This is a genomic window from Citrobacter sp. T1.2D-1, from assembly GCF_950098555.1.
Classification (GTDB): Bacteria; Pseudomonadota; Gammaproteobacteria; order Enterobacterales; family Enterobacteriaceae; genus Citrobacter_A; species Citrobacter_A telavivensis.
Window position 1 is genome coordinate 23,311 of sequence record NZ_CATNHH010000011.1, and the last position, 24,360, is coordinate 47,670.

The 24,360-nt window shown below is 53.5% G+C and carries 21 protein-coding genes and 1 pseudogene; 7 read left to right on the forward strand and 15 right to left on the reverse strand.

What is annotated here, in order from left to right:
- Positions 1 to 24: 24 nt before the first annotated feature.
- The 9 genes from bamA to rpsB all read right to left on the reverse strand — a co-directional run bounded on the left by bamA (position 25) and on the right by rpsB (position 10,313).
- Positions 25 to 2,454, reverse strand: coding sequence for an outer membrane protein assembly factor BamA (bamA, locus tag QQZ17_RS11210; RefSeq protein ID WP_152405815.1), 2,430 nt, complete (start codon positions 2,452 to 2,454; stop codon positions 25 to 27).
- A 31-nt stretch (positions 2,455 to 2,485) separates the two neighbouring features.
- Positions 2,486 to 3,838 carry a sigma E protease regulator RseP gene (rseP, locus tag QQZ17_RS11215; RefSeq protein WP_152405816.1) on the reverse strand — a complete coding sequence of 451 codons (1,353 nt, stop codon included), beginning with the start codon at positions 3,836 to 3,838 and terminating at the stop codon, positions 2,486 to 2,488.
- 11 nt (positions 3,839 to 3,849) lie between these two features.
- Positions 3,850 to 4,707 (reverse strand): phosphatidate cytidylyltransferase, encoded by an 858-nt coding sequence (gene cdsA, locus QQZ17_RS11220; protein ID WP_152405817.1) that lies wholly within the window; start codon positions 4,705 to 4,707, stop codon positions 3,850 to 3,852.
- A 12-nt stretch (positions 4,708 to 4,719) separates the two neighbouring features.
- A complete protein-coding gene (gene ispU, locus QQZ17_RS11225) occupies positions 4,720 to 5,478 on the reverse strand; it encodes a (2E,6E)-farnesyl-diphosphate-specific ditrans,polycis-undecaprenyl-diphosphate synthase (protein ID WP_152405818.1) in 759 nt (252 codons plus the stop codon).
- A gap of 182 nt (positions 5,479 to 5,660) precedes the next feature.
- The gene (gene ispC, locus QQZ17_RS11230; protein WP_152405819.1) at positions 5,661 to 6,863 is read right to left on the reverse strand and encodes a 1-deoxy-D-xylulose-5-phosphate reductoisomerase; all 1,203 of its coding nucleotides are present in this window, start codon (positions 6,861 to 6,863) and stop codon (positions 5,661 to 5,663) included.
- A gap of 158 nt (positions 6,864 to 7,021) precedes the next feature.
- Positions 7,022 to 7,579 (reverse strand): ribosome recycling factor, encoded by a 558-nt coding sequence (gene frr, locus QQZ17_RS11235; RefSeq protein WP_046475801.1) that lies wholly within the window; start codon positions 7,577 to 7,579, stop codon positions 7,022 to 7,024.
- A 142-nt stretch (positions 7,580 to 7,721) separates the two neighbouring features.
- Positions 7,722 to 8,447, reverse strand: coding sequence for a UMP kinase (gene pyrH, locus QQZ17_RS11240; RefSeq protein ID WP_042323694.1), 726 nt, complete (start codon positions 8,445 to 8,447; stop codon positions 7,722 to 7,724).
- 154 nt (positions 8,448 to 8,601) lie between these two features.
- A complete protein-coding gene (gene tsf, locus QQZ17_RS11245; protein WP_042323696.1) occupies positions 8,602 to 9,453 on the reverse strand; it encodes a translation elongation factor Ts in 852 nt (283 codons plus the stop codon).
- A gap of 134 nt (positions 9,454 to 9,587) precedes the next feature.
- Entirely contained in the window at positions 9,588 to 10,313 is a 726-nt protein-coding gene (gene rpsB, locus QQZ17_RS11250; protein ID WP_042323700.1) for a 30S ribosomal protein S2, read from the reverse strand.
- A gap of 405 nt (positions 10,314 to 10,718) precedes the next feature.
- On the opposite strand from rpsB, the gene map reads away from it, so the two are divergent.
- The 4 genes from map to QQZ17_RS11270 all read left to right on the forward strand — a co-directional run bounded on the left by map (position 10,719) and on the right by QQZ17_RS11270 (position 15,645).
- Positions 10,719 to 11,513 carry a type I methionyl aminopeptidase gene (map, locus tag QQZ17_RS11255; protein WP_152405820.1) on the forward strand — a complete coding sequence of 265 codons (795 nt, stop codon included), beginning with the start codon at positions 10,719 to 10,721 and terminating at the stop codon, positions 11,511 to 11,513.
- Positions 11,514 to 11,621: 108 nt separating this feature from the next.
- Positions 11,622 to 14,294 (forward strand): bifunctional uridylyltransferase/uridylyl-removing protein GlnD, encoded by a 2,673-nt coding sequence (gene glnD, locus QQZ17_RS11260; protein ID WP_152406392.1) that lies wholly within the window; start codon positions 11,622 to 11,624, stop codon positions 14,292 to 14,294.
- A 30-nt stretch (positions 14,295 to 14,324) separates the two neighbouring features.
- Entirely contained in the window at positions 14,325 to 15,149 is an 825-nt protein-coding gene (gene dapD / locus QQZ17_RS11265; RefSeq protein WP_152405821.1) for a 2,3,4,5-tetrahydropyridine-2,6-dicarboxylate N-succinyltransferase, read from the forward strand.
- Between the two features lie 109 nt (positions 15,150 to 15,258).
- Positions 15,259 to 15,645 carry a DUF3461 family protein gene (locus QQZ17_RS11270; protein ID WP_042289892.1) on the forward strand — a complete coding sequence of 129 codons (387 nt, stop codon included), beginning with the start codon at positions 15,259 to 15,261 and terminating at the stop codon, positions 15,643 to 15,645.
- Positions 15,646 to 15,771: 126 nt separating this feature from the next.
- On the opposite strand, the gene cdaR is transcribed toward QQZ17_RS11270, so the two are convergent.
- The 3 genes from cdaR to dgt all read right to left on the reverse strand — a co-directional run bounded on the left by cdaR (position 15,772) and on the right by dgt (position 20,157).
- Positions 15,772 to 16,929, reverse strand: coding sequence for a DNA-binding transcriptional regulator CdaR (cdaR, locus tag QQZ17_RS11275; RefSeq protein WP_042323710.1), 1,158 nt, complete (start codon positions 16,927 to 16,929; stop codon positions 15,772 to 15,774).
- Between the two features lie 150 nt (positions 16,930 to 17,079).
- Positions 17,080 to 18,510: a serine endoprotease DegP gene (gene degP, locus QQZ17_RS11280; RefSeq protein ID WP_046475779.1), complete on the reverse strand. Its 1,431-nt coding sequence runs from the start codon at positions 18,508 to 18,510 to the stop codon at positions 17,080 to 17,082.
- Positions 18,511 to 18,639: 129 nt separating this feature from the next.
- Entirely contained in the window at positions 18,640 to 20,157 is a 1,518-nt protein-coding gene (dgt, locus tag QQZ17_RS11285) for a dGTPase (RefSeq protein WP_152405822.1), read from the reverse strand.
- Between the two features lie 82 nt (positions 20,158 to 20,239).
- Here dgt and mtnN point away from each other — a divergent pair, with 82 nt between their 5' ends.
- The 3 genes from mtnN to QQZ17_RS11300 are packed head-to-tail and all read left to right on the forward strand — an operon-like array spanning position 20,240 to position 22,392.
- Positions 20,240 to 20,938, forward strand: a complete 699-nt coding sequence (gene mtnN / locus QQZ17_RS11290; RefSeq protein WP_152405823.1) for a 5'-methylthioadenosine/S-adenosylhomocysteine nucleosidase — start codon at positions 20,240 to 20,242, stop codon at positions 20,936 to 20,938.
- On the forward strand, positions 20,931 to 21,731 hold the full coding sequence (gene btuF, locus QQZ17_RS11295) for a vitamin B12 ABC transporter substrate-binding protein BtuF (RefSeq protein ID WP_152405824.1): 801 nt from the start codon (positions 20,931 to 20,933) through the stop codon (positions 21,729 to 21,731). The genes mtnN and btuF overlap by 8 nt, the downstream gene beginning before the upstream one ends.
- A 37-nt stretch (positions 21,732 to 21,768) precedes the next feature.
- Positions 21,769 to 22,392, forward strand: coding sequence for a TRIC cation channel family protein (locus tag QQZ17_RS11300; RefSeq protein ID WP_042323720.1), 624 nt, complete (start codon positions 21,769 to 21,771; stop codon positions 22,390 to 22,392).
- Positions 22,393 to 22,494: 102 nt separating this feature from the next.
- Here QQZ17_RS11300 and erpA read toward each other — a convergent pair whose 3' ends face one another.
- The 3 genes and pseudogenes from erpA to clcA form a co-directional block, all read right to left on the reverse strand.
- On the reverse strand, positions 22,495 to 22,839 hold the full coding sequence (erpA, locus tag QQZ17_RS11305; protein ID WP_046475767.1) for an iron-sulfur cluster insertion protein ErpA: 345 nt from the start codon (positions 22,837 to 22,839) through the stop codon (positions 22,495 to 22,497).
- A pseudogene (gene yadW / locus QQZ17_RS26415) lies at positions 22,836 to 22,889 on the reverse strand (small protein YadW); the annotation flags it as partial. The gene erpA and the pseudogene yadW, both read right to left, overlap by 4 nt.
- A gap of 31 nt (positions 22,890 to 22,920) precedes the next feature.
- A complete protein-coding gene (gene clcA / locus QQZ17_RS11310; RefSeq protein WP_152405825.1) occupies positions 22,921 to 24,342 on the reverse strand; it encodes a H(+)/Cl(-) exchange transporter ClcA in 1,422 nt (473 codons plus the stop codon).
- Positions 24,343 to 24,360: the final 18 nt, after the last annotated feature.

Sequence of the window (24,360 nt, forward strand, 5' to 3'; positions counted from 1 at the left end):
ATTACATTCCTTTGCGAAGAACAATTACCAGGTTTTACCAATGTTAAACTGGAACTGCTCTTTTTTGTCTCCATCGTAATCCTTAAACGGCTGGGCGTAGGAGAAGACCAACGGCCCCAATGGGGACATCCATTGTAATGCGATACCAGCAGACATACGGATATTGCTCGGATCACTGTAGTCTGGATAACCGGCATATGCACTTGAATCCCAGTTAGTATCCCAGACAGTACCCATATCCCAGAAGAACGAGGTACGCACCGAGTTCGCGTATTTATCGCTGATGAACGGTGTTGGGGTAATGAATTCCAGGCTGGCGACAGCCATGGCGTTACCGCCCACTGCATCATCCGATTTACACGGCGCTGACTGAGTGCTCTCACATTCGTTATTGTAGTCGCTATCGCCATCATGACGACTGCTGGATGGGAAATAGACCGCTTTCGGACCAATGGTGTTGGACTGGAAGCCACGCACGGTGCTGGAGCCACCGGCATAGAAGTTCTCATAGAACGGCATCTCTTTACCGCCGATTCCATCCCCGTAGCCCCAACGGGTACGACCGAGGACCACCCACTTGTGATCGTCGTCGATCGGTACGTAGGTCGCGGTATCCAGCGTCGCTTTGTAGAACTCGTTATCAGAGCCAGGAATGGTCACCTTACCGTTCAGGTTGACGCGGGTCCCTTCCGTCGGGAAGAAGCCACGGTCAAGCTTGTTATACGTCCAACCATAGTTGAAGGTGAAGTCGTTGGCACTGTAAGAGTTACGGTCATTCGAGTTATCCGGGTATTCACCCACGGAGTTCAAATAACGCCACATCGCGACCTGCGGCTGCATGTTAGACAGGGAGTTATGCACATACCCTAAGCCAGCACGCAACGTGTTGTATTCGTTGACCGGGAAGCCCAGCGTGACGTCTGTACCATAACTTTTGTTGGTATAGTCAGACAGATCCGCATCGTTCGCATCGAAGTCGTTATAGAAGATACGACCGCCCAGGCTCACACCATCAACGGTGAAGTACGGGTTGGTAACGGAGAGTTCACTGTAGGTCTGGTAATCGTTCTTGGTACCGTTAATCCCCACCGCGTAACCCGTACCCAGCCAGTTATCCTGCTGAACACCCGCCTGGAAGCTTACGCCGCTTTCCGTACCGTAACCGACACCGAAGTTGAAGCTACCGGTGTTACGCTCTTTCACCTTATAGACCACATCAACCTGGTCCGGGCTGCCCGGAACACGCTGCGTGTCGGTGTCGACCGTTTCAAAGTAACCCAGACGGTTCAGACGCTCTTTACCCTGATCAACCATATCGCTGCCCAGCCATGCCCCTTCCATCTGACGCATTTCGCGACGCAGGACGGCATCTTTGGACGTATCGTTACCTTCAAAACGGATCTTACGCACGTAGAAACGGTTACCCGCATCGACGTTTACGCGCAGTTTAACGGTTTTGTCAGCGTCGTTGATTTCAGGCTGTGACTGAACGCGCGGATAAGCATAGCCATAGCGACCCAGAAGCTTTTTAATATCATCTTCCATTTTGGTCACTTTGGTGCCGTTATAGAGTTCGCCCGGCTCAATTTTCGTCAGGCTTTCTATCTCCGCTGAGTGCCCCGCCAGGTTCCCCGTTACCTGAACGCCAGAAAGCTTATACTGCTCGCCTTCCGTGATGTTCACGGTAATGTAGATCCCTTTCTTATCCGGGGTCAGGCTGACCTGCGTTGAATCGATGTTGAAACGTGCGTAACCGCGATCCAGATAGTAGCTGCGCAGGGTTTCAAGGTCACCCGCCAGTTTCTGCTTCTGGTATTTGCGATCGCCAACGACGTTCCACCACGGGACTTCATCACGCAACTGGAAGTGAGAGATCAGTTCATCCGTGCTGAAGGCATGGTTACCGACGATGTTGATCTGCTGGATCTTCGCCGATACCCCTTCCTGGAACACCAGTTTAAGGTCAACACGGTTGCGCGGCAGTGGTGTGACAACCGCTTTCACACTGGCACTGTATTTACCGACGCTATAGTAGAAGTCTTCCAGACCTTTCTCGATATCGGCAATGGTGGTGCGATCCAGAGATTCGCCAACACGCACGCCAGAAGCCTCGAGGTTTTGCTTCAGCATGTCATCTTTCACCGATTTGTTACCGGAGAAGGTGATGCTGGCAATAGTCGGACGTTCTTTTACCTGAACCAGAAGCGTATCGCCATCGCGAAGGACACGAACATCCTCAAAGTTGCCAGTGGCAAACAGTGCGCGAATGGTATTACTGATATCTTCATCATTAACCGTGTCGCCTGTGCGCACCGGCATACTGAGGAGGGCCGCACCAACGGCGACACGCTGCAGGCCTTCGAAATGAATGTCCTTCACTACGAACCCTTCAGCACCGTATACGGTCGCGCTGCTAAACAGCAGCGACGCTATGAGCAACTTTTTCATCGCCATCGTTATTATGCGTTCTTCCTAACTATCTCTCTTACAACCGAGAGAAATCATTGAAAAGTGCAAGCCCCATTAACAGCACCAGCAATATCGAGCCAATGCGATAACTAAAGTCTTGAACCCGCTCGGATACCGGTCCGCCCTTAAGCTTTTCAATCGCCAGGAACAGCAGATGCCCCCCGTCAAGAACGGGCAACGGAAACAGGTTGATTATCCCTAAGTTCACGCTAATCAGCGCAAGGAACATCAGATAATAAATCACCCCGAACTCCGCTGACATCCCAGCCCCCTGAGCGATAGAAATCGGCCCACTGAGGTTGTTCAGTTTCACATCACCGGTTATCAATTTTCCCAGCATACTGACCGTCAGCTTCATCAACTGCCACGTTTTATCCGTGGCCTGTGCAATGGCGCTGAACGGCCCATACTGGCGTACTGTCTTGTACTCATCCGGCAGAGGAATGATTTTCGGCACAACGCCGGCAAAACCTTCTGCCTTCCCATTACCCGATTTCGAATCCGGAATTAATGTTAAAGACAAGGCGCTCCCCTGTCTTTCAATCTCCAGCGCTAACGGCTGACCTGGATTATCGCGCACCAGGGTCACGAACGTCATCCATTGCGTTAGCGGTTGACCATCGACTTTAACGATCCTGTCGCCTGCTTGCAAACCCGCCTTACTTGCGGCGGACTGCGGCTGGACTTCTGACAGCACCGGTTCAATCTGCGGTCCGCGCGGTCGAATCCCTAAAGAAGATACAGGATCTTCCTTATCAGGCTCAAATGCCCACTGCCGCAAATCCAGCGTTTTTTCCTGTCGCTGGTTGCTGCCGAAAGGCGCCACGCTGATTGTCGTCTGTTCATCGCCAATTTTTGCGACCAACTGTAAACGCACTGCATCCCAATCAGGGGTTTCGATGCCATCAACGGCTTTAAGTTCCGTGCCTGGAATAATTTGCGCCTGGGCGGCAATCGAGTTGGGCGTTATTTCACCAACAACCGGACGAACACCGGGGACGCCGATGATAAACACCAGCCAGTAAGCGAAGATGGCAAAGAGGAAATTGGCAACCGGACCGGCTGCAATGATTGCTGCGCGCTGGCCAACGGTTTTATTGTTGAAAGCGTGGTGACGCAACTCCGGGATCACCGGTTCCGCGCGCTCATCCAGCATTTTGACATAGCCGCCCAGAGGGATCAGGGCGATGACATATTCGGTCCCAGACCGATCGGTACGGCGCCAGAGCGCTTTACCAAATCCAATGGAAAAGCGCTCAACACGGACACCGCAGCGCCGGGCAACCCAGAAATGACCAAATTCATGCACGGTGATCAGCACACCCAGTGCGACAATGAATGCAGCCAGATTCCAGAGAATACTCAGCATAAAACCTTCCGTTAAAGCGTTTTGAATACCAGTAACAACAGGCAAGCAAAGACCGGCACTGCCGCCGTCAGGCTATCAATACGGTCCAGAATACCACCGTGTCCTGGAATCAAATGACCGCTGTCTTTAATTCCCGCTTCACGCTTAAACATGCTCTCAGTCAGATCGCCCAGCACGGAGGCCAGCGCGGCGACAATAGAACAGATTAATAAGGTGACAGGCGCAACATCCAGATTCGCCCACATGCCGTAACCCCAGGAGATGACAGCTGCCGTGGCAAGGCCACCAAAAAAGCCCTGCCAGGTTTTCCCCGGCGACACTTTTGGTGCCAGTTTATGCTTGCCAAACAGTTTGCCAAACATATACGCCCCGGAGTCCGCTCCCCAGACCAGGATCATGACATAGAGTAGCCATATTGCGCCACTGTAATGATTCTCGTCGTAGTGCCAGGCACGCAGCGCCAGCATTCCCCAAAAGAAGGGAACGATCGTCAGCACGCCAAAAATTATGCGTAATGTCTTCGAATTGCGCCAGAGAGTCGCCGAGCCAGGATAAAAAAACACCAGCACTAACGCAACAATCCACCAGCCCAACGACGCCCACAGCGAGGCCTCGACCCACGGCTGATGAATATTATGATGATATTCCGGCAGCAGAAACAGCATCAGTGCGAGCAACAACCCGCACAGCACCGCCAGCCAGACGCGTTGCGTGCGCGTGGCAAAACCGCTTAACTGTCCCCATTCCCACGCGGCCAGCATACAAACAACCAACGTCACAATGGCGAACCCCACCGGCGGCAACAGAAACAGCGCCGCGATGACCACGGGTATTAAAACGAAAGCAGAAATCAGGCGATACTTCAGCAAAAGCGACCCCCATCAGGCTTTATCATCACCGGGCTCGGTGCCGCCGAAACGACGCTCTCGATTAGCAAAGGCATGCAGCGCACCTTCAAAGTCTTGTTCATCGAAATCGGGCCAGAGAACATCTGTAAAGTAAAGTTCGGCATAGGCGATTTGCCAAAGCAAAAAGTTACTTATTCGATGCTCTCCCCCAGTCCTAATTACTAAATCCACCGGAGCCAGCTCATGCATACAGATTTGTTGATTGAGCATGTCTTCATCAATCTGCTCAGGCCGCAGTAAACCTTCCTGCACCTGTTCTGCCAGCTGTCTGACTCCCTGGACAATATCCCAACGTCCGCCGTAATTCGCCGCAATATTCAGCGTCAACCCGGTATTCTGGGCGGTAATCGCTTCAGACTTACGAATACGTTCTTGCAAACGCGCGTTAAATCGACTGGTGTCGCCAATAATGCGCAGGCGGACGTTATGGCGATGCAGGCTTTTAACTTCACTATCAAGCGCCCACACAAATAACTCCATTAACGCACTCACTTCCTGCGCCGGTCGGTTCCAGTTTTCACTACTAAAGGCATACAGCGTTAACGCATCAATACCATTGTTGGCAGCAAAAGAGACGGCCCGGCGGACGGATTTCGCTCCGGCCTTATGCCCAAATGCGCGAATCTTCCCTTGCTTTTTCGCCCAGCGACCATTGCCATCCATAATGATCGCGACATGACGACAGCCATGTGCAGGCAAATTTTCGCTTACTGGTTGAGTTGCAGACAACATAACGCGTTTATAGTCCCTGAAAGGATTTAGCGGTACTCAGGAATACTGAAGCCTTTACACAAAAAAGCCGTGTCAAACCACGGCTTACCTGACCCAAAAAAGCCAAATACCTGCGATCAGGTGGCGCAGACTATATCACTGAAGCACAACGCTAACAAATAGCACGATCTCCTGTAGAAGGATTATCCTAAGCTTGCGAGTCGCATCACTTGTTTTCTGGCGACTTCTCGCGCAATCGCATCCACCCTCAGTACGTCATCAACGCTCTGGGGTTCCTCCAGATCCATCTGCTCCAGCACAGCTAAATTGAGATCGGCGATATCGGTAAAGCGTATTTCTTCAGCAAGAAATGCAGCAACGACAACTTCATTGGCTGCATTCAGCGCGGTTGTGGCAGCTTGCCCCTGCTCAAACGCCTCCATCGCCAGCTTCAGGCATGGGTAACGTTGGTAATCCGGCGCGCTGAACGTCAACGCACTGAGTTTGCAGAAGTCGAGCGGCTTCACGCCGGAGGTTACGCGATTCGGCCAGGCCATCGTATGAGCGATAGGCGTGCGCATGTCCGGCTCACCCAATTGCGCCAGAACGCTGCCGTCCTGATAACGCACCATCGAGTGAATCACCGACTGCGGGTGAATCAGCACTTCCATCTGGCGTGCACTGGCGTTAAACAACCAACGCGCTTCAATGTATTCCAGACCTTTATTCATCATAGTGGCTGAGTCGACGGAGATCTTACGTCCCATCGACCAGTTCGGATGACGGCATGCCTGATCGGGCGTCATCGACACCAGCTCATGCAGCGGCGTTTCCCGGAACGGGCCACCAGACCCGGTAAGCAAAACGGACATCACGCCATTCTGCTCCAGGTCAGCGTATCCCAGATTGTGTTGAATGGGTTGGGGCATACTCTGAAAAATAGCGTTATGTTCGCTGTCTACCGGCAAAAGTTGGGCTTTACTGCGCTTCACGGCATCCATGAACAGGCGTCCACAGGTCACCAGAGATTCTTTGTTTGCCAGCAGAATGGTCTTTCCCGCACGAATAGCGGCAAGTGTTGGCAGAAGGCCCGCAGCGCCCACGATGGCAGCCATCACCTGATCAACCTCATCAAGCGCCGCCATATCACAGGCCGCCTGTTGTCCGCTCAGGACTTCCGTCTGGCTACCGTGCTGTTTCAGCGTGGCATTGAGGAGGCGCGCGCTGGCGTCATCATCCATCACGGCATAGCGCGGGGAAAATTCCAGGCACTGCTCCACCATACGACTGACATTTTTACCTGCCACCAGCGCGATAACACGGAAGTGCTCAGGATTATGGCGCACCACGTCCAGCGTGCTGCAGCCGATAGAGCCGGTCGAGCCCAGAATGGTTAATTGCTTCATCAAACATCCAGCAAAATGATACCTGTCATCCTTCACGTTGCAGGTGTGTTAGCTTTCCTGCGACGCAAATTATCCAGGGTATGGACAGATTAAAAAGCAAAACGCCGCCAGCCGATCCTAAACGATCTTCTGAGCGGCGTTTTGAGCGTACAGGAGAATCAGAACTGCATCAGTTCTGCTTCTTTATCTGCCAGCGCCGCATCCACTTTCTTGATAGCGGCGTCAGTCATTTTCTGTACGTCGTCCTGAGAGCGGCGATCGTCATCTTCGCTGATCTCTTTGTCTTTCAGCAGCGCTTTCACTTTGTCGTTTGCGTCACGGCGGACGTTACGTACGGCAACACGCGCCTGTTCAGCTTCACCACGAACGATTTTCGTCAGATCTTTACGACGTTCTTCCGTCAGCGGAGGCAGTGGAACGCGAATATCGCTGCCCGCAGAGCTCGGGTTCAGACCGAGGTCAGAAGCCATAATCGCTTTCTCAACGGCCGGGCTCAGGGAGCGGTCAAACACGTTGATTTTCAGGGTACGGGAATCTTCTACCGTTACGCTTGCCAGCTGACGCAGCGGCGTAGGCGTGCCGTAATATTCCACGACAATGCCATCCAGCAGGCTGGGAGAAGCACGACCCGTGCGTATTTTGCTGATTTGGTTTTTGAACGCTTCTACGCATTTTTCCATGCGTACTTCAGCATCTTTTCTGATATCGCTAATCACGTTACGAATCCTTGAAAACTTGTCTCAGTCAGACCAGACAGGACACCTGCAGAGGTGTGCTTAGTATAGCCCTGATTAAAATATTGCGGGTAAGCCCGCGATATTAACGCGGAATCTTACCTCTATTTAGCCGTTACGGGAATTATTCCGTAATTAATGTGCCTTCTTTTTCACCCATGACTACGCGACGCAGTGCACCAGGCTTGTTCATGTTAAAGACACGAATCGGCAACTTATGGTCACGCGCCAGCGTGAACGCGGCCAGATCCATTACTTTCAGTTCTTTATCCAGCACTTCGTTGTAAGTCAGTTGCTCGTACATGGTAGCAGAAGGATCTTTCGCCGGATCGGCAGTAAAGACGCCATCAACTTTCGTCGCTTTCAGAACCACGTCAGCTTCGATTTCAATGCCACGCAGGCAGGCCGCAGAGTCAGTGGTGAAGAAAGGATTCCCCGTACCCGCAGAAAGGATAACCACGCGGTTATTGCGCAGCAGGCTGATAGCCTCTGCCCAGCTATAGTTGTCACATACGCCATTAAGTGGGATGGCGGACATCAGGCGGGCGTTCACATAGGCGCGGTGAAGCGCATCGCGCATTGCCAGGCCGTTCATCACGGTGGCCAGCATGCCCATGTGGTCGCCCACAACGCGGTTCATACCCGCTTTCGCCAGACCAGCACCACGGAACAAGTTACCGCCACCAATCACCACACCAACCTGAATACCCAGTTCAACCAGTTCTTTGATTTCCTGAGCCATACGATCCAGTATGCTTGCGTCAATACCGAAGCCTTCCGAACCCTGCAGAGCTTCGCCACTTAACTTAAGCAGAATGCGTTTATAGACGGGTTTTGCATTGGTAGCCATGTTTCTTTCCTGAGACTGTCGACGATTAAAAATGGGGGTTAATTCTGGCGACAAATGATATGCCGCTACTCAGTACAACGAAATAAGAGCCATACTGATTTTTGCGTGATGGGTGACAAAAAGAAGCCGCCCTCAGGCGGCTCCTTTTCGACAATTAAGACTGCTTGGACATCGCAGCAACTTCTGCTGCAAAGTCAGTCTCAACTTTCTCGATGCCTTCGCCCACTTCAAAGCGGATGAAGCCAGTCACGTCAGCGTTGTGCTCTTTCAGCAACTGACCAACAGACTTGCTCGGCTCCATAACGAAAGGCTGACCAGTCAGAGAAACTTCGCCTGTGAATTTCTTCATGCGGCCTTCAACCATTTTCTCTGCGATTTCTTTCGGCTTACCAGACTGCATCGCGATGTCCAACTGGACCTGGTATTCTTTTTCTACCACTTCAGCAGACACGTCTTCCGGCTTAACGAATTCAGGCTTGCTTGCAGCAACGTGCATCGCCAGCTGTTTAACCAGCTCTTCGTCAGCGCCTTTAGCCGCAACCAGAACACCGATACGCGCACCGTGCTGATAGCTACCCAGAACGTCGCCTTCCAGAGAAGCGATACGACGGATGTTGATGTTCTCACCGATTTTCGCAACCAGCGCAACGCGCTCTTCTTCGAACTGCGCTTTCAGCACTTCAACATCAGTGATTTTGCCCGCCACAGCAGCGTCCAGGACTTTGTCAGCAAATGCCTGGAAACCGCCATCTTTAGCAACGAAGTCAGTCTGGCAGTTAACTTCCAGAATGAAAGCGATGTTGCCATCGATTTTGGTTTTGATTACGCCGTCAGCAGCAACGTTGCCTGCTTTTTTCGCTGCTTTGATAGCACCGGACTTACGCATGTTTTCGATTGCCAGCTCGATGTCGCCATTAGCTTCAGTCAGTGCTTTTTTGCAATCCATCATGCCTGCGCCAGTACGCTCACGCAGCTCTTTTACCAGGGATGCGGTAATTTCAGCCATTCTAAAATCCTCGGAAGATTTGATCTGCCCGGCGTCAAACCGCACAGATTTAAAAGTGAAAAAGGGGCCTAAAGGGCCCCTAACCAAACGTGATACTACCTGGTTTATAAGGGGGCTCGAACGAGCGTGCCTTATTATTCAGCTTCTACGAAGCTTTCTTCCGCCTGGGAAGCCAGATCCTGAGAACGGCCTTCACGAACGGTTGCAGCGACAGCGCCCAGGTACAGGCTAACAGCACGGATGGCGTCGTCGTTACCCGGGATAACGAAGTCAACACCGTCCGGATCAGAGTTGGTATCAACGATAGCAAATACCGGAATACCCAGGTTGTTTGCTTCTTTGATAGCAATGTGCTCGTGGTCAGCATCGATAACGAACAGAGCGTCCGGCAGACCGCCCATGTCTTTGATACCGCCCAGGCTGTTTTCCAGTTTCTCAAGCTCACGAGTACGCATCAGCGCTTCTTTCTTGGTCAGCTTTTCGAAAGTACCGTCCTGAGACTGAGTTTCCAGGTCTTTCAGACGTTTGATGGACTGACGAACGGTTTTCCAGTTAGTCAGCATACCGCCCAGCCAGCGATGGTTCACGAAGAACTGGTCGCAGCTGTTAGCAGCGTCTTTCACCGCTTCGCTTGCAGCGCGTTTAGTACCAACGAAAAGGATTTTACCTTTACGAGAAGCAATCTTGTTCAGTTCAGCCAGAGCGTCGTTGAACATCGGTACAGTTTTCTCAAGGTTGATGATGTGAACTTTGTTACGCGCACCGAAGATGAACGGCTTCATTTTCGGGTTCCAGTAACGAGTCTGGTGACCGAAGTGAACACCAGCCTTGAGCATGTCGCGCATGGAAACAGTTGCCATGATTAAAACCTCTATAGATAAAAGTTGGGGTTATGCCTCCACGTATCCCATATTACCGACCCCAAAGGGCACCCCGGAATATGTGCCGATACGTGTGTGTTGTTACACAAAGTGAGATTTGTCGCTTCCGTCTATTCTGTGTATACGAAATGAGATCGGAAGTCCGGCGCGCTTTATACCACAAATACGCCACAGACACCAATAATTGTTGGTGGTCTGTGCTGAATTGAACGATGCCAGCAGCGGCCCCGGCAGGGGCGGAGTCACTAAGCAGCCAACGCACTTGTGGCACGAAAGGCGAAGTTCAGAATGATTCTCAATTTGGCAGGGTATACCCCTGGCTGATACCATTGGCAGCACTTACACAATTATTGTCGAAATAACCGACACTGATGGACAGAATTCATGGCTATCTCAATCAAGACCCCTGAAGAAATCGAAAAAATGCGCGTCGCGGGCCGTCTGGCCGCGGAAGTGCTGGAGATGATCGAACCGTATATCAAACCGGGCGTCAGCACGGGTGAACTGGATCGTATCTGTAATGACTATATCGTCAACGAGCAGCACGCGATCTCCGCCTGTCTCGGCTATCACGGTTATCCGAAATCCGTCTGCATCTCTATTAATGAAGTGGTGTGTCACGGCATTCCGGATGATGCCAAGCATCTGAAAGACGGCGATATCGTCAACATCGACGTGACCGTCATCAAAGATGAGTACCACGGTGACACCTCCAAAATGTTTATCGTCGGCAAACCGACCATTCTGGGCGAGCGTCTGTGCCGCGTCACGCAGGAAAGCCTGTATCTGGCGCTGCGAATGGTAAAACCGGGTATCCGCCTGCGCACCCTCGGCGCGGCAATCCAGAAATATGCGGAAGGCGAAGGTTTCTCCGTGGTACGTGAATACTGCGGACACGGTATTGGCCGCGGCTTCCACGAAGAGCCGCAGGTGCTGCACTATGATGCGGACGACGGCGGCGTGGTACTGCAGCCGGGCATGACCTTTACCATCGAACCGATGCTGAACGCCGGTGATTACCGCATCCGTACCATGAAAGACGGCTGGACGGTCAAAACCAAAGACAGAAGCTTGTCTGCGCAATACGAGCATACTATTGTGGTAACCGAAAACGGCTGTGAAATTTTGACGTTACGCAAGGATGACACCATCCCGGCGGTACTCACGCACGACGTATAACTTTTTTGCCTGATGGCGCTCTCGCTTATCAGGCCTACAAATGGCACTATTCCGTAGGCCGGATAAGGCGCTTTCGCCGTATCCGGCTTTTTTAATGGGTGGCGCATGATGAATACACTTCCTGAACAGCACGCGAATACCGCACTCCCCACCCTCCCCGGTCAGCCGCAGAATCCGGGTACCTGGTCTCGCGACGAACTCACCGTCTCCGGAGTCAAAACGCGCATCGACACCTTCCAGCAGTGGTTGGGGGATGCCTTCGACAGTGGGATTTCCGCCGAACAATTGATTGAAGCCCGTACCGAATTTATCGACCAGTTGCTGCAACGCCTGTGGATCGACGCCGGTTTTGGACAGATTGCCGACCTGGCGCTGGTCGCCGTTGGCGGATACGGGCGCGGTGAGCTGCATCCGCTTTCCGACATCGACCTGCTCATCCTGAGCCGTAAAAAATTACCGGACGAACAGGCGCAAAAGGTCGGCGAACTGCTGACGCTGCTATGGGACGTCAAACTGGAGGTCGGACACAGCGTGCGTACGCTGGAAGAGTGCCTGTTGGAAGGGTTATCGGACCTGACTGTTGCCACCAACCTGATTGAAACCCGTTTGTTGATTGGCGACGTGGCCCTTTTTCTGGAGCTGCAAAAGCATATCTTTAGCGAAGGCTTCTGGCCGTCCGATAAGTTTTACGCCGCCAAAGTGGAAGAGCAGCATCAGCGCCACCAGCGCTATCACGGTACCAGCTATAATCTCGAACCCGATATCAAAAGCAGTCCCGGCGGCCTGCGCGATATCCATACGCTGCAGTGGGTCGCTCGTCGCCATTTTGGCGCCACCTCGCTCGACGAGATGGTGGGCTTCGGCTTTTTGACCCAGGCAGAGCGCGCTGAGCTGAACGAATGCCTGCACATTCTGTGGCGTATTCGTTTTGCTCTGCATTTAGTGGTCAGTCGTTACGATAACCGCCTGCTGTTCGATCGCCAGTTGAGCGTCGCTCAACGCCTGAACTACAGCGGCGAAGGTAACGAACCGGTCGAGCAGATGATGAAGGATTATTTCCGCGTCACCCGCCGCGTTACTGAACTCAACCAGATGCTGCTGCAACTGTTTGACGAAGCGATCCTCGCGCTGTCCGCCGACGAGAAACCGCGTCCTATTGATGACGACTTTCAACTGCGCGGCACGCTAATCGATCTGCGTCAGGACGATCTGTTCATCCGTGAACCGGAAGCGATCCTGCGGATGTTCTATACCATGGTACGCAACAGTGCGATCACCGGGATCTACTCCACCACTCTGCGCCATCTGCGCCATGCGCGCCGCCATCTGAATCAGCCGCTGTGCTATATCCCGGAGGCGCGGTCGCTGTTTCTCAGTATGCTGCGTCACCCTGGCGCGGTCAGCCGCGGTCTGCTCCCAATGCACCGCCATAGCGTGCTGTGGGCCTACATGCCGCAGTGGTCACGTATTGTTGGGCAGATGCAGTTTGACCTGTTCCACGCCTACACGGTGGACGAGCACACGATTCGCGTGATGCTGAAGCTGGAAAGTTTTGCCAAAGAAGAGACCCGTCAGCGTCACCCGCTGTGCGTGGATCTCTGGCCGCGTCTGCGTCAGCCCGAGCTGATTTTTATCGCCGCGCTGTTCCATGATATTGCCAAGGGGCGCGGCGGCGACCACTCGGTGCTGGGTGCGCAAGACGTGCTCAAATTCGCTGAACTGCATGGTCTGAACTCGCGCGAAACGCAACTGATTGCCTGGCTGGTTCGCCAGCATCTGCTGATGTCGGTGACCGCTCAGCGCCGGGATATTCAGGATCCCGAAGTCATTAAGCAGTTCGCCGAAGAAGTGCAGACGGAACACCGCCTGCGCTTCCTGGTCTGCCTGACGGTAGCGGATATTTGCGCCACCAACGAAACGCTGTGGAACAGCTGGAAGCAAAGCCTGCTACGTGAACTGTACTTCGCCACGGAAAAACAGCTGCGTCGGGGGATGCAAAACACGCCGGACATGCGCGAGCGCGTGCGTCATCATCAGTTGCAGGCGCTGGCTTTGCTGCGGATGGATAACATTGATGAAGAGGCGCTGCACCATATCTGGTCGCGCTGTCGCGCCAACTACTTAGTGCGCCACAGCCCAAATCAGCTGGCCTGGCATGCGCGTCATCTGTTGCAGCACAACCTCAGCGAGCCGTTAATTCTGCTCAGCCCGCAGGCGACGCGCGGCGGGACGGAAATATTCATCTGGAGTCCGGACAGACCGTATCTGTTTGCCGCCGTCTGCGCCGAGCTGGACCGACGTAATCTGAGCGTCCACGATGCGCAGATTTTTACGACCCGCGACGGAATGGCGATGGATACCTTTATCGTACTGGAACCGGACGGCAGTCCATTGTCGTCAGACCGACATGAAGCCATCCGCTTTGGACTGGAACAGGCAATCACCCAGCACAGCTGGCAGCCGCCGCAGCCGCGTCGACAGCCGGCAAAATTGCGCCATTTTACCGTCGATACCGAGGTCACGTTCCTGCCGACACACACCGACCGCAAATCGTTCCTCGAGCTTATCGCGCTCGATCAGCCCGGGCTGCTGGCGCGGGTCGGGCAAATTTTTGCCGATCTCGGAATTTCGCTTCATGGCGCCCGAATTACAACCATTGGCGAGCGAGTAGAAGATTTATTCATAATCGCCACAGCGGACCGGCGTGCGCTTAATAATGAGCTTCAGCAGGAAGTGCATCAACGGTTGACAGAGGCCCTCAATCCAAACGATAAAGGGTAGTGTGTTTATTTATAGGGAAAGAGTTTAACAATGCAGCAGTTACAGAACGTTATTGAGACCGCTTTTGAGCGCCGTGCCGACATTACTCCGGCCAATGTGGATACCGTGACCCGTGAAGCGGTGAATCAGGTGATTTCTCTGCTGGATTCCGGCGTACTGCGCGTGGCAGAAAAGGTAGACGGTCAGTGGGTGACTCACCAGTGGTTGAAGAAAGCGGTTCTGCTCTCTTTCCGTATCAACGATAACCAGGTGATCGACGGCGCGGAAAGCCGCTACTTCGATAAAGTGCCGATGAAATTCGCGAACTACGACGACGCGCGCTTTCAGAAAGAAGGCTTCCGTGTGGTTCCGCCTGCAGCAGTGCGTCAGGGTGCATTTATCGCCCGTAACACCGTGCTGATGCCGTCTTATGTCAACATCGGCGCTTATGTTGATGAAGGCACGATGGTCGATACCTGGGCAACCGTCGGTTCCTGCGCGCAGATCGGCAAAAACGTTCACCTGTCCGGCGGCGTCGGCATCGGTGGCGTACTGGAACCGCTGCAGGCGAACCCGACCATTATCGAAGACAACTGCTTCATCGGCGCGCGTTCTGAAGTGGTAGAAGGCGTGATCGTGGAAGAAGGCTCCGTGATTTCAATGGGCGTTTATATTGGTCAGAGCACCCGTATTTACGACCGTGAAACTGGCGAAGTTCATTATGGCCGCGTTCCGGCGGGCTCGGTTGTCGTTTCCGGCAACCTGCCGTCGAAAGATGGTAAGTACAGCCTGTACTGTGCGGTGATTGTGAAAAAAGTCGACGCCAAAACGCGCGGCAAGGTCGGTATCAACGAGTTGTTGCGCACCATCGACTAACGGTGATTTGAAAAAGCGGGCTTAGCCCGCTTTTTTTACATCTGCGAGTGGCAGAAACAGGGCTTTTCGTTAATTATTCAATAGTTATAGTGAGCTTAAGGGTACCGCTATGTATGACAATCTGAAAAGTCTGGGCATTACTAATCCTGAAGAAATCGATCGTTACAGCCTGCGGCAAGAAGCCAACAACGATATCCTGAAAATCTATTTTCAGAAGGATAAAGGTGAATTCTTTGCCAAAAGCGTGAAGTTTAAATACCCCCGCCAACGCAAAACCGTGGTCGCCGATGGTATCGGTCAGGGATACAAAGAGGTGCAGGAGATCAGTCCTAACCTGCGCTACGTGATCGACGAACTCGATCAAATTTGCCAGCGCGATCGCACTGAAGTGGATCTGAAACGCAAGATCCTTGATGACTTACGCCATCTGGAAAGCGTGGTGGCGAATAAAATCACCGAGATCGAAGCCGATCTGGAAAAACTGACGCGTAAATAAGCCGTTTGTTGCCGGATGGCGGCGTCATACGCCTTATCCGGCCTACAGGTGCATCCTCATACACCTTATCCAGCCTACAGGTTCATCCTCGTAGGCCTGATAAGCGTAGCGCCATCAGGCAATTCATCAACGCTGCTCATCCAGTTGCAACGCTACGTACAGCAGCAACCGGTCGTCAAAATTCCCTAAATCCAGACCGGTCAATTCTGAGATGCGATTCAGTCGATACTCCAGTGTGTTACGGTGAATAAACAGCGCCTTCGAGGTGGCCAGCGGCTGCACGTTGTGACGAAACCATGCCGCCAGAGTGCGGCGCAACAGACCGTTATTGTCCATCGCCTTCAGTCGTACCAGCGGACGCGCCAGCTCATTGGCCTGCCAGCCGCCGCGCAGACTGTCGAGCAGCACCGGCAGCATCAAATCCTGATAAAAATAGCTACGACTTTCCGGCATTCGCTGTTTGCCAACCATCATCGTCGTGCGCGCGGTACGGTACGAACGCGCGATACTGCCAGGCCCGGTAAAGTAATTGCCCAGCGAAACGCGAAAGCGTAACTGCCCGTTCTCTTTCATGCGCGCAATAAGCTGCTCAACGCGCTTGCGGTGATCTTCCGCATCCCAGCGGCCAAACGAATTCAGCGCCGGTTTTAACACCACCATCTCAGTCAGCGAAACAATCGCAATCAGGTTATTACGCTCCGGGGTGGTCAGTGCATTCTGTAACTGCTGCAGCTCCGCCATGGCGCTGTCCACGCCGAGTTGCCCGCTGTCCACTTCCACCACCGCCACTACGCGCGGCTGGTTGAGATCAATGCCTAAACGTTGCGCCCATTCGGTCAACGCCGGCGTGTTCTCTTCTGCCTGAATCAGGTTCATCACCAGCTCTTCACGCAGGCGACTGTCCTGCGCGAGCAGGTGCATCAGGCGCGATTGTTCCAGCATCATCTCCGCCGTCATGCACACCAGTTCGCCATACTTGCGCAGATGCTCAGGCTCGCCGGTCAGGCCAATCACGCCCACGATCTCGCCTTCCAGACGCAGCGGCAGGTTGATCCCCTGACGGACGCCGTGCAGATGGCGCGCGACAGCGTCATCAATATCCACCACACGACCCTGAGAGAGGACTAACAGTGCGCCTTCGTGCAATTCACCAATACGTTCGCGATCGCCGCTGCCGATGATCCGCCCACGGGCATCCATTACGTTGATATTGGTATCAATGATGCGCATCGTGCGTGCCACGATATCCTGCGCCATTTTGGTATCAAGATGCCAGCCAGCCATAAACCCCTCCTGTGAGCAGAGCTCCAGCATAAAGAAGATAAGGAACGCTGACATTGTGCGAATGCACAAAGCAAAGGGAAGAAGTATGGAGTTGTGGGAAGTATCACAAAACGAAACCCCTTCCTGTGAAAGGAAGGGGTTCAGGGGGAATTACTGCATCAACAGGTAGATATTGCTGTCGCCACGCTGAATGTTCAGCGCCAGGACAGACGGTTTGCTGTCGAGGATTTTACGCAGTTCAGCGATGTTTTTCACCGGCTGCTGGTTAGCGCCAACAATCACATCCCCTTTCTTCAGGCCAATCTGCGCCGCCGGGGTGTTCGCTTTCACGTTGTTCACCACGACGCCTTTATCCTGACCTTTGTTGCTCATTTCAGCCCCTTCAATGCCGCTGAAGATGGAGCTGGAATCAACCTGAGTCTGGCTGCTCTGCTGCAGTTCCAGATTAACGGTAACCGGCTTACCGTCACGCAGCAGGCCGAGAGTAATTTTGCTGCCCACCGGCATGGTGCCAACCTGCGCACGCAATGCGGCGAAGCTGCTGATCGGTTTACCATTCAGAGAGGTGATCACATCCCCGGCTTTAATTCCGGCCTTCGAGGCAGACGAGTTCGGCATGACCTGGCTGACAAACGCGCCGCGCTGAGCGTCGACTTTCATCGCTTTCGCCAGCTCGGAGCTCAGTTCGGTACCCATGATCCCCAGCTCACCGCGTTTCACCTGGCCGAATTCCACCATCTGAGAGGTCAGGTTTTTCACCATATTGCTTGGGATCGCAAAACCGATACCGATGTTGCCGCCATCCGGCGCGAGGATCGCCGTGTTAATGCCGATCAGCTCGCCGTTCAGGTTAACCAACGCACCGCCGGAGTTACCCCGGTTGATCGCCGCATCGGTCTGGATGAAGTTTTCATAGTTTTGCGCATTCAGGCCGCTACGACCCAGCGCTGAGACAATACCGGAAGTCACCGTCTCGCCCAGACCAAACGGGTTACCGATGGCGACGGTGTAATCCCCCACGCGCAGTGCGTCGGAGTCAGCCAGTTTAATCGCCGTCAGGTTTTTCGGATCCTGAATCTGGATCAGCGCGATATCAGAACGCGGGTCTTTGCCGACGATCTTAGCGTCGAATTTACGGCCATCGCTCAGTTGAACCTTAATCACCGTGGCGTTATCCACCACGTGGTTGTTGGTGACGACATAGCCTTTCGCAGCATCAATGATGACACCAGAACCCAGCGCCATGAACTTCTGCTGCTGGCCGCCACCGTTACCGCCCTGCATACCGCCACCCTGACAGAATGGCGAGCTCTGGAACGGTGAACCGTCCTGGCAGAACGGGGAATCATCACCAAAGAACTGCTGGAAATTACGCGGCATACGCGGCGTATTGACGGTTGTGCTACCTTCCACGTTAATGCTGACCACCGATGGCATCACTTTTTCGAGCATCGGTGCCAGACTTGGCATCTGCTGTGCGGTCGTGGCTGATGCAGTTTCAGCTGCCGTTGCAGAAAGCGGGGATAACGCCAAACCTAAACTCAGAGCCAGTGCACTCATTGCTAATGTGGTTTTTTTCATGTGTCTCAATCTCGATTAACAGATAACGCAAAATTGCTGTGTACGTCAGATTCATTTTATAGCGCTAAGTTCCGGACAGAAGTTTATGGAAAAGGTAAAAATTTATTGTCCGTCTTTACAAAACTCAGCTTATTGTTCAACCGCCATCAGGCGACGATATTCATCCCAGGCATAGAGGTCGGTCATGCCGCTGATATAATCCTGGATCAGCCGGCAACGGTAATAATATTCCAGCACAGGATACTCAGGTGAATCTGACGTTAATTTACCCACGGCCTCCACGTAGGCCAGTCGGTGACGCGTTGACAGTTTCTGAAATAAGCGCGATTCGATAGGAAAACGCTGCAGGCGCTCTTTTTCCACTAATTCACTGAAATCCGCAAGCGGCAGGCTTAATAAAGGACGGTAGATATCGAGTAAGCCACTGATCACCCGGTAACCCTGTAATTCGAGTTGCTCCACATCAGGATGGCTAAACACATGTTTCATCGCAACATTTTTATAGATCTTCAGCAACCGGCTAAAACTGCTGCCGTCTTCCAGCAACGCCTGATTAAACCTTCCGTCGAAGATCTCCGCCAGGTTATCAATAAAACGCTGCGCGGCGTAGGGCACCAGTTTATTAAGCGTATTTACCCGCAAATACATGAAAAACTGATCTTCAGTACTGCGACTCAGATAATTTGCGCGTGATTTGTCCCAGGCATTTTCGACAACCTGCGCAAAGAGCGAACCTTTCTCATGCTGTCCCCAGGCTTCATGTAAATGATGATAGAGTTGCTCAACGCTGAAGATTCTTTTCTCTACTGCATCTTCCAGATCGGCTACACAATAAGAGATATCGTCGGCGGCTTCCATTATCCAGGTTAACGGAAAGCGACTGTAAAGGGCGAGATCCAGTTCTTTACGTAACCTCTCAATATACGGTTCTTCAGAAAGGTAATAGCCCGGTTTTTTCATTAAATAGTTGTGCGTCGCGGGTGTGTCTCCCCGCCACCATGCCGGGCGAGTATATTTTAAGATCCCGCCAACCTGGGCCCATGTCAGGTTCATCCGCATCAACGTGTGTACCAGCCGAATTCCCTGCGCATTCCCTTCGAAATGACACAGATCCTGGCGTACTTTACGACGGATATCATTCAGCAACTCCTCGCCTTCACGCAGACGCAACGTCGCCACAATGCAACGATCTTCCGTTAAGGGTTGGCTTTCCGCATCCGCCGGATGTAAGCGCTGGCGAAACCAGTCATTGATCGCCGCCTCGCCAAAATGGCCAAACGGCGGGTTGCCAATGTCATGCATCAGGCAGGACATTTCGACGATGCTCTCAAACGGTCCCGTCAACTCATCCAGGCCGTATTGTTCCAGCAATTTCTGTTCTTTGAGGCGGCTTAAGACCTCTTTGGCGATATAGCGCCCCACCTGCTGAACTTCCATCGAATGGGTAAGACGCGTACGCACGGCGGCATTACGCTCGAGGGGGAACACCTGGGTTTTTTGCTGCAAGCGACGGATCGCCGGAGAATTAATGATGCGCCCACGGTCGCTTTCAAAAATGCGTAGAATCTCATGCTCGGTTTTTACCCCTTGCGGTGAACGAAAACGACGGTGCCAGTTTATTTTTTTCCGGAAATCAATCTGTGACATGTCCTCTCCCGCGTGAGAATGCACTTCGCCTTAAGCGCATGATAGACTATGCCTTTAAATCTCACCTGGCGCGAGTAAATCTATGAAAATCGGCATCATTGGTGCAATGGAAGAAGAGGTTACGCTGCTGCGTGACAAAATCGAAAACCGTCAAACTCTCACCCTGGGCGGTTGCGAAATTTACACCGGTCAGTTAAACGGAACCGACGTTGCGCTGCTGAAATCCGGTATTGGTAAAGTGGCGGCGGCGCTGGGCGCAACGCTGCTGCTGGAACGCTGCAAGCCGGACGTCATTATTAACACCGGTTCCGCAGGCGGCCTCGCACCGACCCTGAAAGTGGGCGACATTGTGGTCTCTGACGAAGCGCGCTATCACGACGCTGACGTCACCGCATTTGGTTATGAGTTCGGTCAACTGCCGGGCTGCCCGGCCGGCTTTAAAGCCGATGAAAAACTGATCGCCGCAGCGGAGTCCTGCATTGCGCAACTGAACCTGAACGCGGTGCGTGGTCTGATCGTCAGCGGCGATGCCTTTATCAACGGTTCCGTGGGTTTGGCCAAAATCCAGCATAACTTCCCGCAGGCAATTGCCGTTGAAATGGAAGCCACTGCGATTGCCCACGTTTGCCATAACTTCAAGGTGCCGTTTGTCGTGGTCCGCGCGATCTCTGACGTCGCCGATCAACAGTCCCATCTCAGCTTTGATGAATTCCTGGCCGTTGCCGCGAAACAATCCACGCTGATGGTCGAATCGCTGGTACAGAAACTGGCGCATGGCTAAATCCCTCTCCAGGGCGCTTGTCGCCCTGCTGTTAGCCCTTCCGGTGTGGCTGCATGCCACACCTCGCGTGATCTCACTCTCTCCAGCCAATACGGAGCTCGCCTTTGCCGCCGGGATCACGCCCGTTGGCGTCAGCAGCTATTCTGACTATCCGCCGCAGGCGCAACGCATTGAACAGGTCTCGACCTGGCAAGGCATGAATCTGGAACGGATTGTGGCGCTGAAGCCGGATCTGGTCCTCGCCTGGCGCGGCGGCAATGCCGAACGGCAGGTGAATCAACTCACCTCGCTGGGCATCAAGGTCATGTGGATCGATGCCGTCACTATTGAGCAGATTGCCGATACGTTGCGGAAACTGGCCGCCTTTAGCCCGCATCCCGAAATAGCAAAGCGCGCCGCGCAAACCTTGCTGGACGACTATTCGCAGCTAAAATCTCAGTATGCAGGCAAAGCGAAAAAACGCGTGTTTTTGCAGTTTGGCATCAATCCTCCCTTTACCAGCGGAAAAGGGTCAATTCAAAACGAGGTTATTGAGCTCTGCGGCGGAGAAAACATCTTTGCCGGTAGCCGGGTTCCCTGGCCGCAGGTCAGTCGCGAACAGGTGCTAGCGCGCGCGCCGCAGGCGATCGTTGTCGCCGGAGATGCGGGGGAAATTCTCAAAATTAAACAATACTGGGGTGATCAGCTACAAATTCCGGTAATTCCCCTCACCAGTGACTGGTTTGAACGCGCAAGCCCGCGTATTATCCTCGCCGCAAAACAACTCTGTAATGCGCTTTCACAGATGAATTAGCGTCTGCCCCCACCAGGTTTGTTGTGAGGTTTTGAGAATGCTCGTCTATTGGCTGGATATTGTAGGTACCGCGGTATTTGCCATCTCTGGCGTGTTACTGGCCGGAAAACTGCGTATGGACCCGTTTGGCGTGCTGGTTTTGGGTGTGGTTACCGCCGTGGGTGGCGGGACAATCCGCGATATGGCATTAGATAACGGGCCCGTTTTCTGGGTCAAAGATCCGACCGATCTGGTGGTAGCGATGGTCACGAGCATGCTGACAATCCTGTTGGTGCGTCAGCCCAGACGCTTACCCAAATGGATGCTGCCGGTGCTGGACGCCGTCGGCCTGGCGGTCTTTGTGGGTATCGGCGTCAACAAAGCATTTATTGCGGGCACCGGCCCCCTGGTGGCTATCTGTATGGGCGTCATTACCGGCGTGGGCGGCGGCATCATTCGCGATGTGCTGGCGCGGGAAATCCCGATGATCCTGCGTACGGAAATCTACGCTACGGCCTGTATCATCGGCGGGATCGTCCATGCCACCGCGCATTACACCTTCGCGATGCCGTTAGAAGCCGCCAGTATGTTGGGGATGGTTGTCACGCTGGTGATTCGCCTCGCGGCGATCCGCTGGCATCTGAAGCTGCCGACGTTTGCGTTAGATGAGAATGGTCGTTGACTTGATTTTGCCCGATGGCGCTGCGCTTATCGGGCCTACAACAGAACAACACCGTAGGCCGGATAAGGCTTTTATGCCGTCATCCGGCATGACAGACAGCACTCAGATGCTGAAGGAAGAACCACACCCGCAGGTGCTTTTCGCATTCGGGTTGGTGACTACGAAGCGGGAACCTTCCAGACCTTCGGTGTAGTCAACGGAACCGCCGACCAGATACTGCAGGCTCATTGGGTCAACCACCAGGCCAACACCCTGTTTCTCGATGGTCATATCGCCTTCGTTGATCTGATCATCAAAGGTAAAACCATACTGGAAACCGCTGCATCCCCCTCCGGTGATATACACACGCAGTTTCAGGTTCGGGTTTTCTTCGTCAGCGATCAGGCTTTTTACTTTATTGGCTGCTGCTTCAGTAAATTGCAGTGGCAGCGCTACGTCATCACTCATATTTTTGCTCCAAACGACATCGGCAATTGGGCAAATTCTGACCCAATATTAACGCCATTATCTAATACCCTGGTATTTCATTCAAGTATTCTCGCCAGCGGTGGTCGTCTGACTTTTTGCCGCCTGCTCTGCTTCCTGCTTCGCCAGCGTGCGGGCAAGAATAGTGGAGTATAGCGGTTTTCCGCCCAGGAATTGTGCCAATAGTGTTGCGCCAAGACAGGTAATAATCATTGGCAAAATGAGCTGATAGTTATCGGTCATCTCCAGCACCAGCACAATCCCGGTCAACGGCGCGCGCACCGAAGCCGCCAGCAGTGCGCCCATTCCGGCGATGGCGAACGTCCCGGCCTCAAGCTGATAATGCGGAAAACCGGCGGCGGCTGCCATGCCAAATGCCGTCCCCAACAGCGTACCCAACGCTAGCATCGGCGCAAAAATGCCGCCCGGCGCGCCAGAAGAGAAACAGAGCAAGGTGGTGATCACCCGCGCGATAAAGATAAACAGCAGCAGCCCGACGCTAAAATTGCCCGCCGCCGCAATCGGGATAAGGTTAAAACCGCCACCCGCCGCCGCGGGTTCAATCAGTCCCAGAATGCCGCACAGACCGCCAATCGACCCGCCCATGAGCACCCATTTGGTCATATTACCGTGATGAAAACGCTGGAACATATCCTGGGTACCCAGCACCAGCTTATTGAAAACTGGCCCCACGCAGCCGAAAATCATCCCGAGGATCAGGTACAGCCACAGCGTATTGACCGGCGCGTTGGACAGTTTCCCCACCTCGATAATCGGCGATTCACCATTGAAGATGCGAAAAACAATGCTCGACATAATCACACCAGTGAAGACGGCTTTGATCGAGATAAGGTTGTAGCGAAACTGCGGGCGCATCTCCTCAATGATAAACAGAATGCCCGCCAGCGGCGCATTGAAGGCGGCGGAAAGCCCCGCAGCCGCCCCGGTCGCCAACAGGGTATGGCGTGCTTCGGCGCTGCGCATACGAAAGATATCCAGCACCATACGACCTATATTCCCGCCGATTTGTACCGTTGGCCCTTCGCGACCCAGTACCATCCCCGCCCCCAGCGTACCCATCCCGCCGATAAACTTGACCGGCAACACGCGCCACCAGCGAACGGGGCGCAGCTCTTCCAGTGCCCCTTCAATCTCTGGGATCCCCGAGCCACCGGCTTCCGGCGCAAATTTACGCACCAAAAAATAGCCGACCATTGCCAGTAATGCGGAGAGAATAAACGCCAGCGGCCAGAGCAGAAGCGGATGATCGGCCGCATTCACCAGCGCACCGATACGCAGGTTTTGCACCCCGCTCACCGCTTTTTCGAACGCCACGCCCACCAGGCCGGTGAGCGTCCCCACCACTGCCGCCATCATTAAGATCGCCAGCGGCGTTTTATCACGCTCCAACAGTCGACGGATTTGGTCCCTGCGCCGTAAGCGCACAATTTGCTGTGCTTCAAAAGAGGGAGTTTCTGTCTTCATCAGATGATCATTAATTGG

Excerpts from the sequence above, each read along its gene's own strand:
- bamA (WP_152405815.1), bottom strand. The coding sequence starts at position 2,454 with ATGGCGATGAAAAAGTTGCTCATAGCGTCGCTGCTGTTTAGCAGCGCG.
- rseP (WP_152405816.1), bottom strand. The coding sequence starts at position 3,838 with ATGCTGAGTATTCTCTGGAATCTGGCTGCATTCATTGTCGCACTGGGT.
- ispU (WP_152405818.1), bottom strand. The coding sequence starts at position 5,478 with ATGTTGTCTGCAACTCAACCAGTAAGCGAAAATTTGCCTGCACATGGC.
- ispC (WP_152405819.1), bottom strand. The coding sequence starts at position 6,863 with ATGAAGCAATTAACCATTCTGGGCTCGACCGGCTCTATCGGCTGCAGC.
- pyrH (WP_042323694.1), bottom strand. The coding sequence starts at position 8,447 with ATGGCTACCAATGCAAAACCCGTCTATAAACGCATTCTGCTTAAGTTA.
- tsf (WP_042323696.1), bottom strand. The coding sequence starts at position 9,453 with ATGGCTGAAATTACCGCATCCCTGGTAAAAGAGCTGCGTGAGCGTACT.
- rpsB (WP_042323700.1), bottom strand. The coding sequence starts at position 10,313 with ATGGCAACTGTTTCCATGCGCGACATGCTCAAGGCTGGTGTTCACTTC.
- map (WP_152405820.1), top strand. The coding sequence starts at position 10,719 with ATGGCTATCTCAATCAAGACCCCTGAAGAAATCGAAAAAATGCGCGTC.
- glnD (WP_152406392.1), top strand. The coding sequence starts at position 11,622 with ATGAATACACTTCCTGAACAGCACGCGAATACCGCACTCCCCACCCTC.
- dapD (WP_152405821.1), top strand. The coding sequence starts at position 14,325 with ATGCAGCAGTTACAGAACGTTATTGAGACCGCTTTTGAGCGCCGTGCC.
- QQZ17_RS11270 (WP_042289892.1), top strand. The coding sequence starts at position 15,259 with ATGTATGACAATCTGAAAAGTCTGGGCATTACTAATCCTGAAGAAATC.
- cdaR (WP_042323710.1), bottom strand. The coding sequence starts at position 16,929 with ATGGCTGGCTGGCATCTTGATACCAAAATGGCGCAGGATATCGTGGCA.
- degP (WP_046475779.1), bottom strand. The coding sequence starts at position 18,510 with ATGAAAAAAACCACATTAGCAATGAGTGCACTGGCTCTGAGTTTAGGT.
- dgt (WP_152405822.1), bottom strand. The coding sequence starts at position 20,157 with ATGTCACAGATTGATTTCCGGAAAAAAATAAACTGGCACCGTCGTTTT.
- mtnN (WP_152405823.1), top strand. The coding sequence starts at position 20,240 with ATGAAAATCGGCATCATTGGTGCAATGGAAGAAGAGGTTACGCTGCTG.
- btuF (WP_152405824.1), top strand. The coding sequence starts at position 20,931 with ATGGCTAAATCCCTCTCCAGGGCGCTTGTCGCCCTGCTGTTAGCCCTT.
- QQZ17_RS11300 (WP_042323720.1), top strand. The coding sequence starts at position 21,769 with ATGCTCGTCTATTGGCTGGATATTGTAGGTACCGCGGTATTTGCCATC.
- erpA (WP_046475767.1), bottom strand. The coding sequence starts at position 22,839 with ATGAGTGATGACGTAGCGCTGCCACTGCAATTTACTGAAGCAGCAGCC.
- clcA (WP_152405825.1), bottom strand. The coding sequence starts at position 24,342 with ATGAAGACAGAAACTCCCTCTTTTGAAGCACAGCAAATTGTGCGCTTA.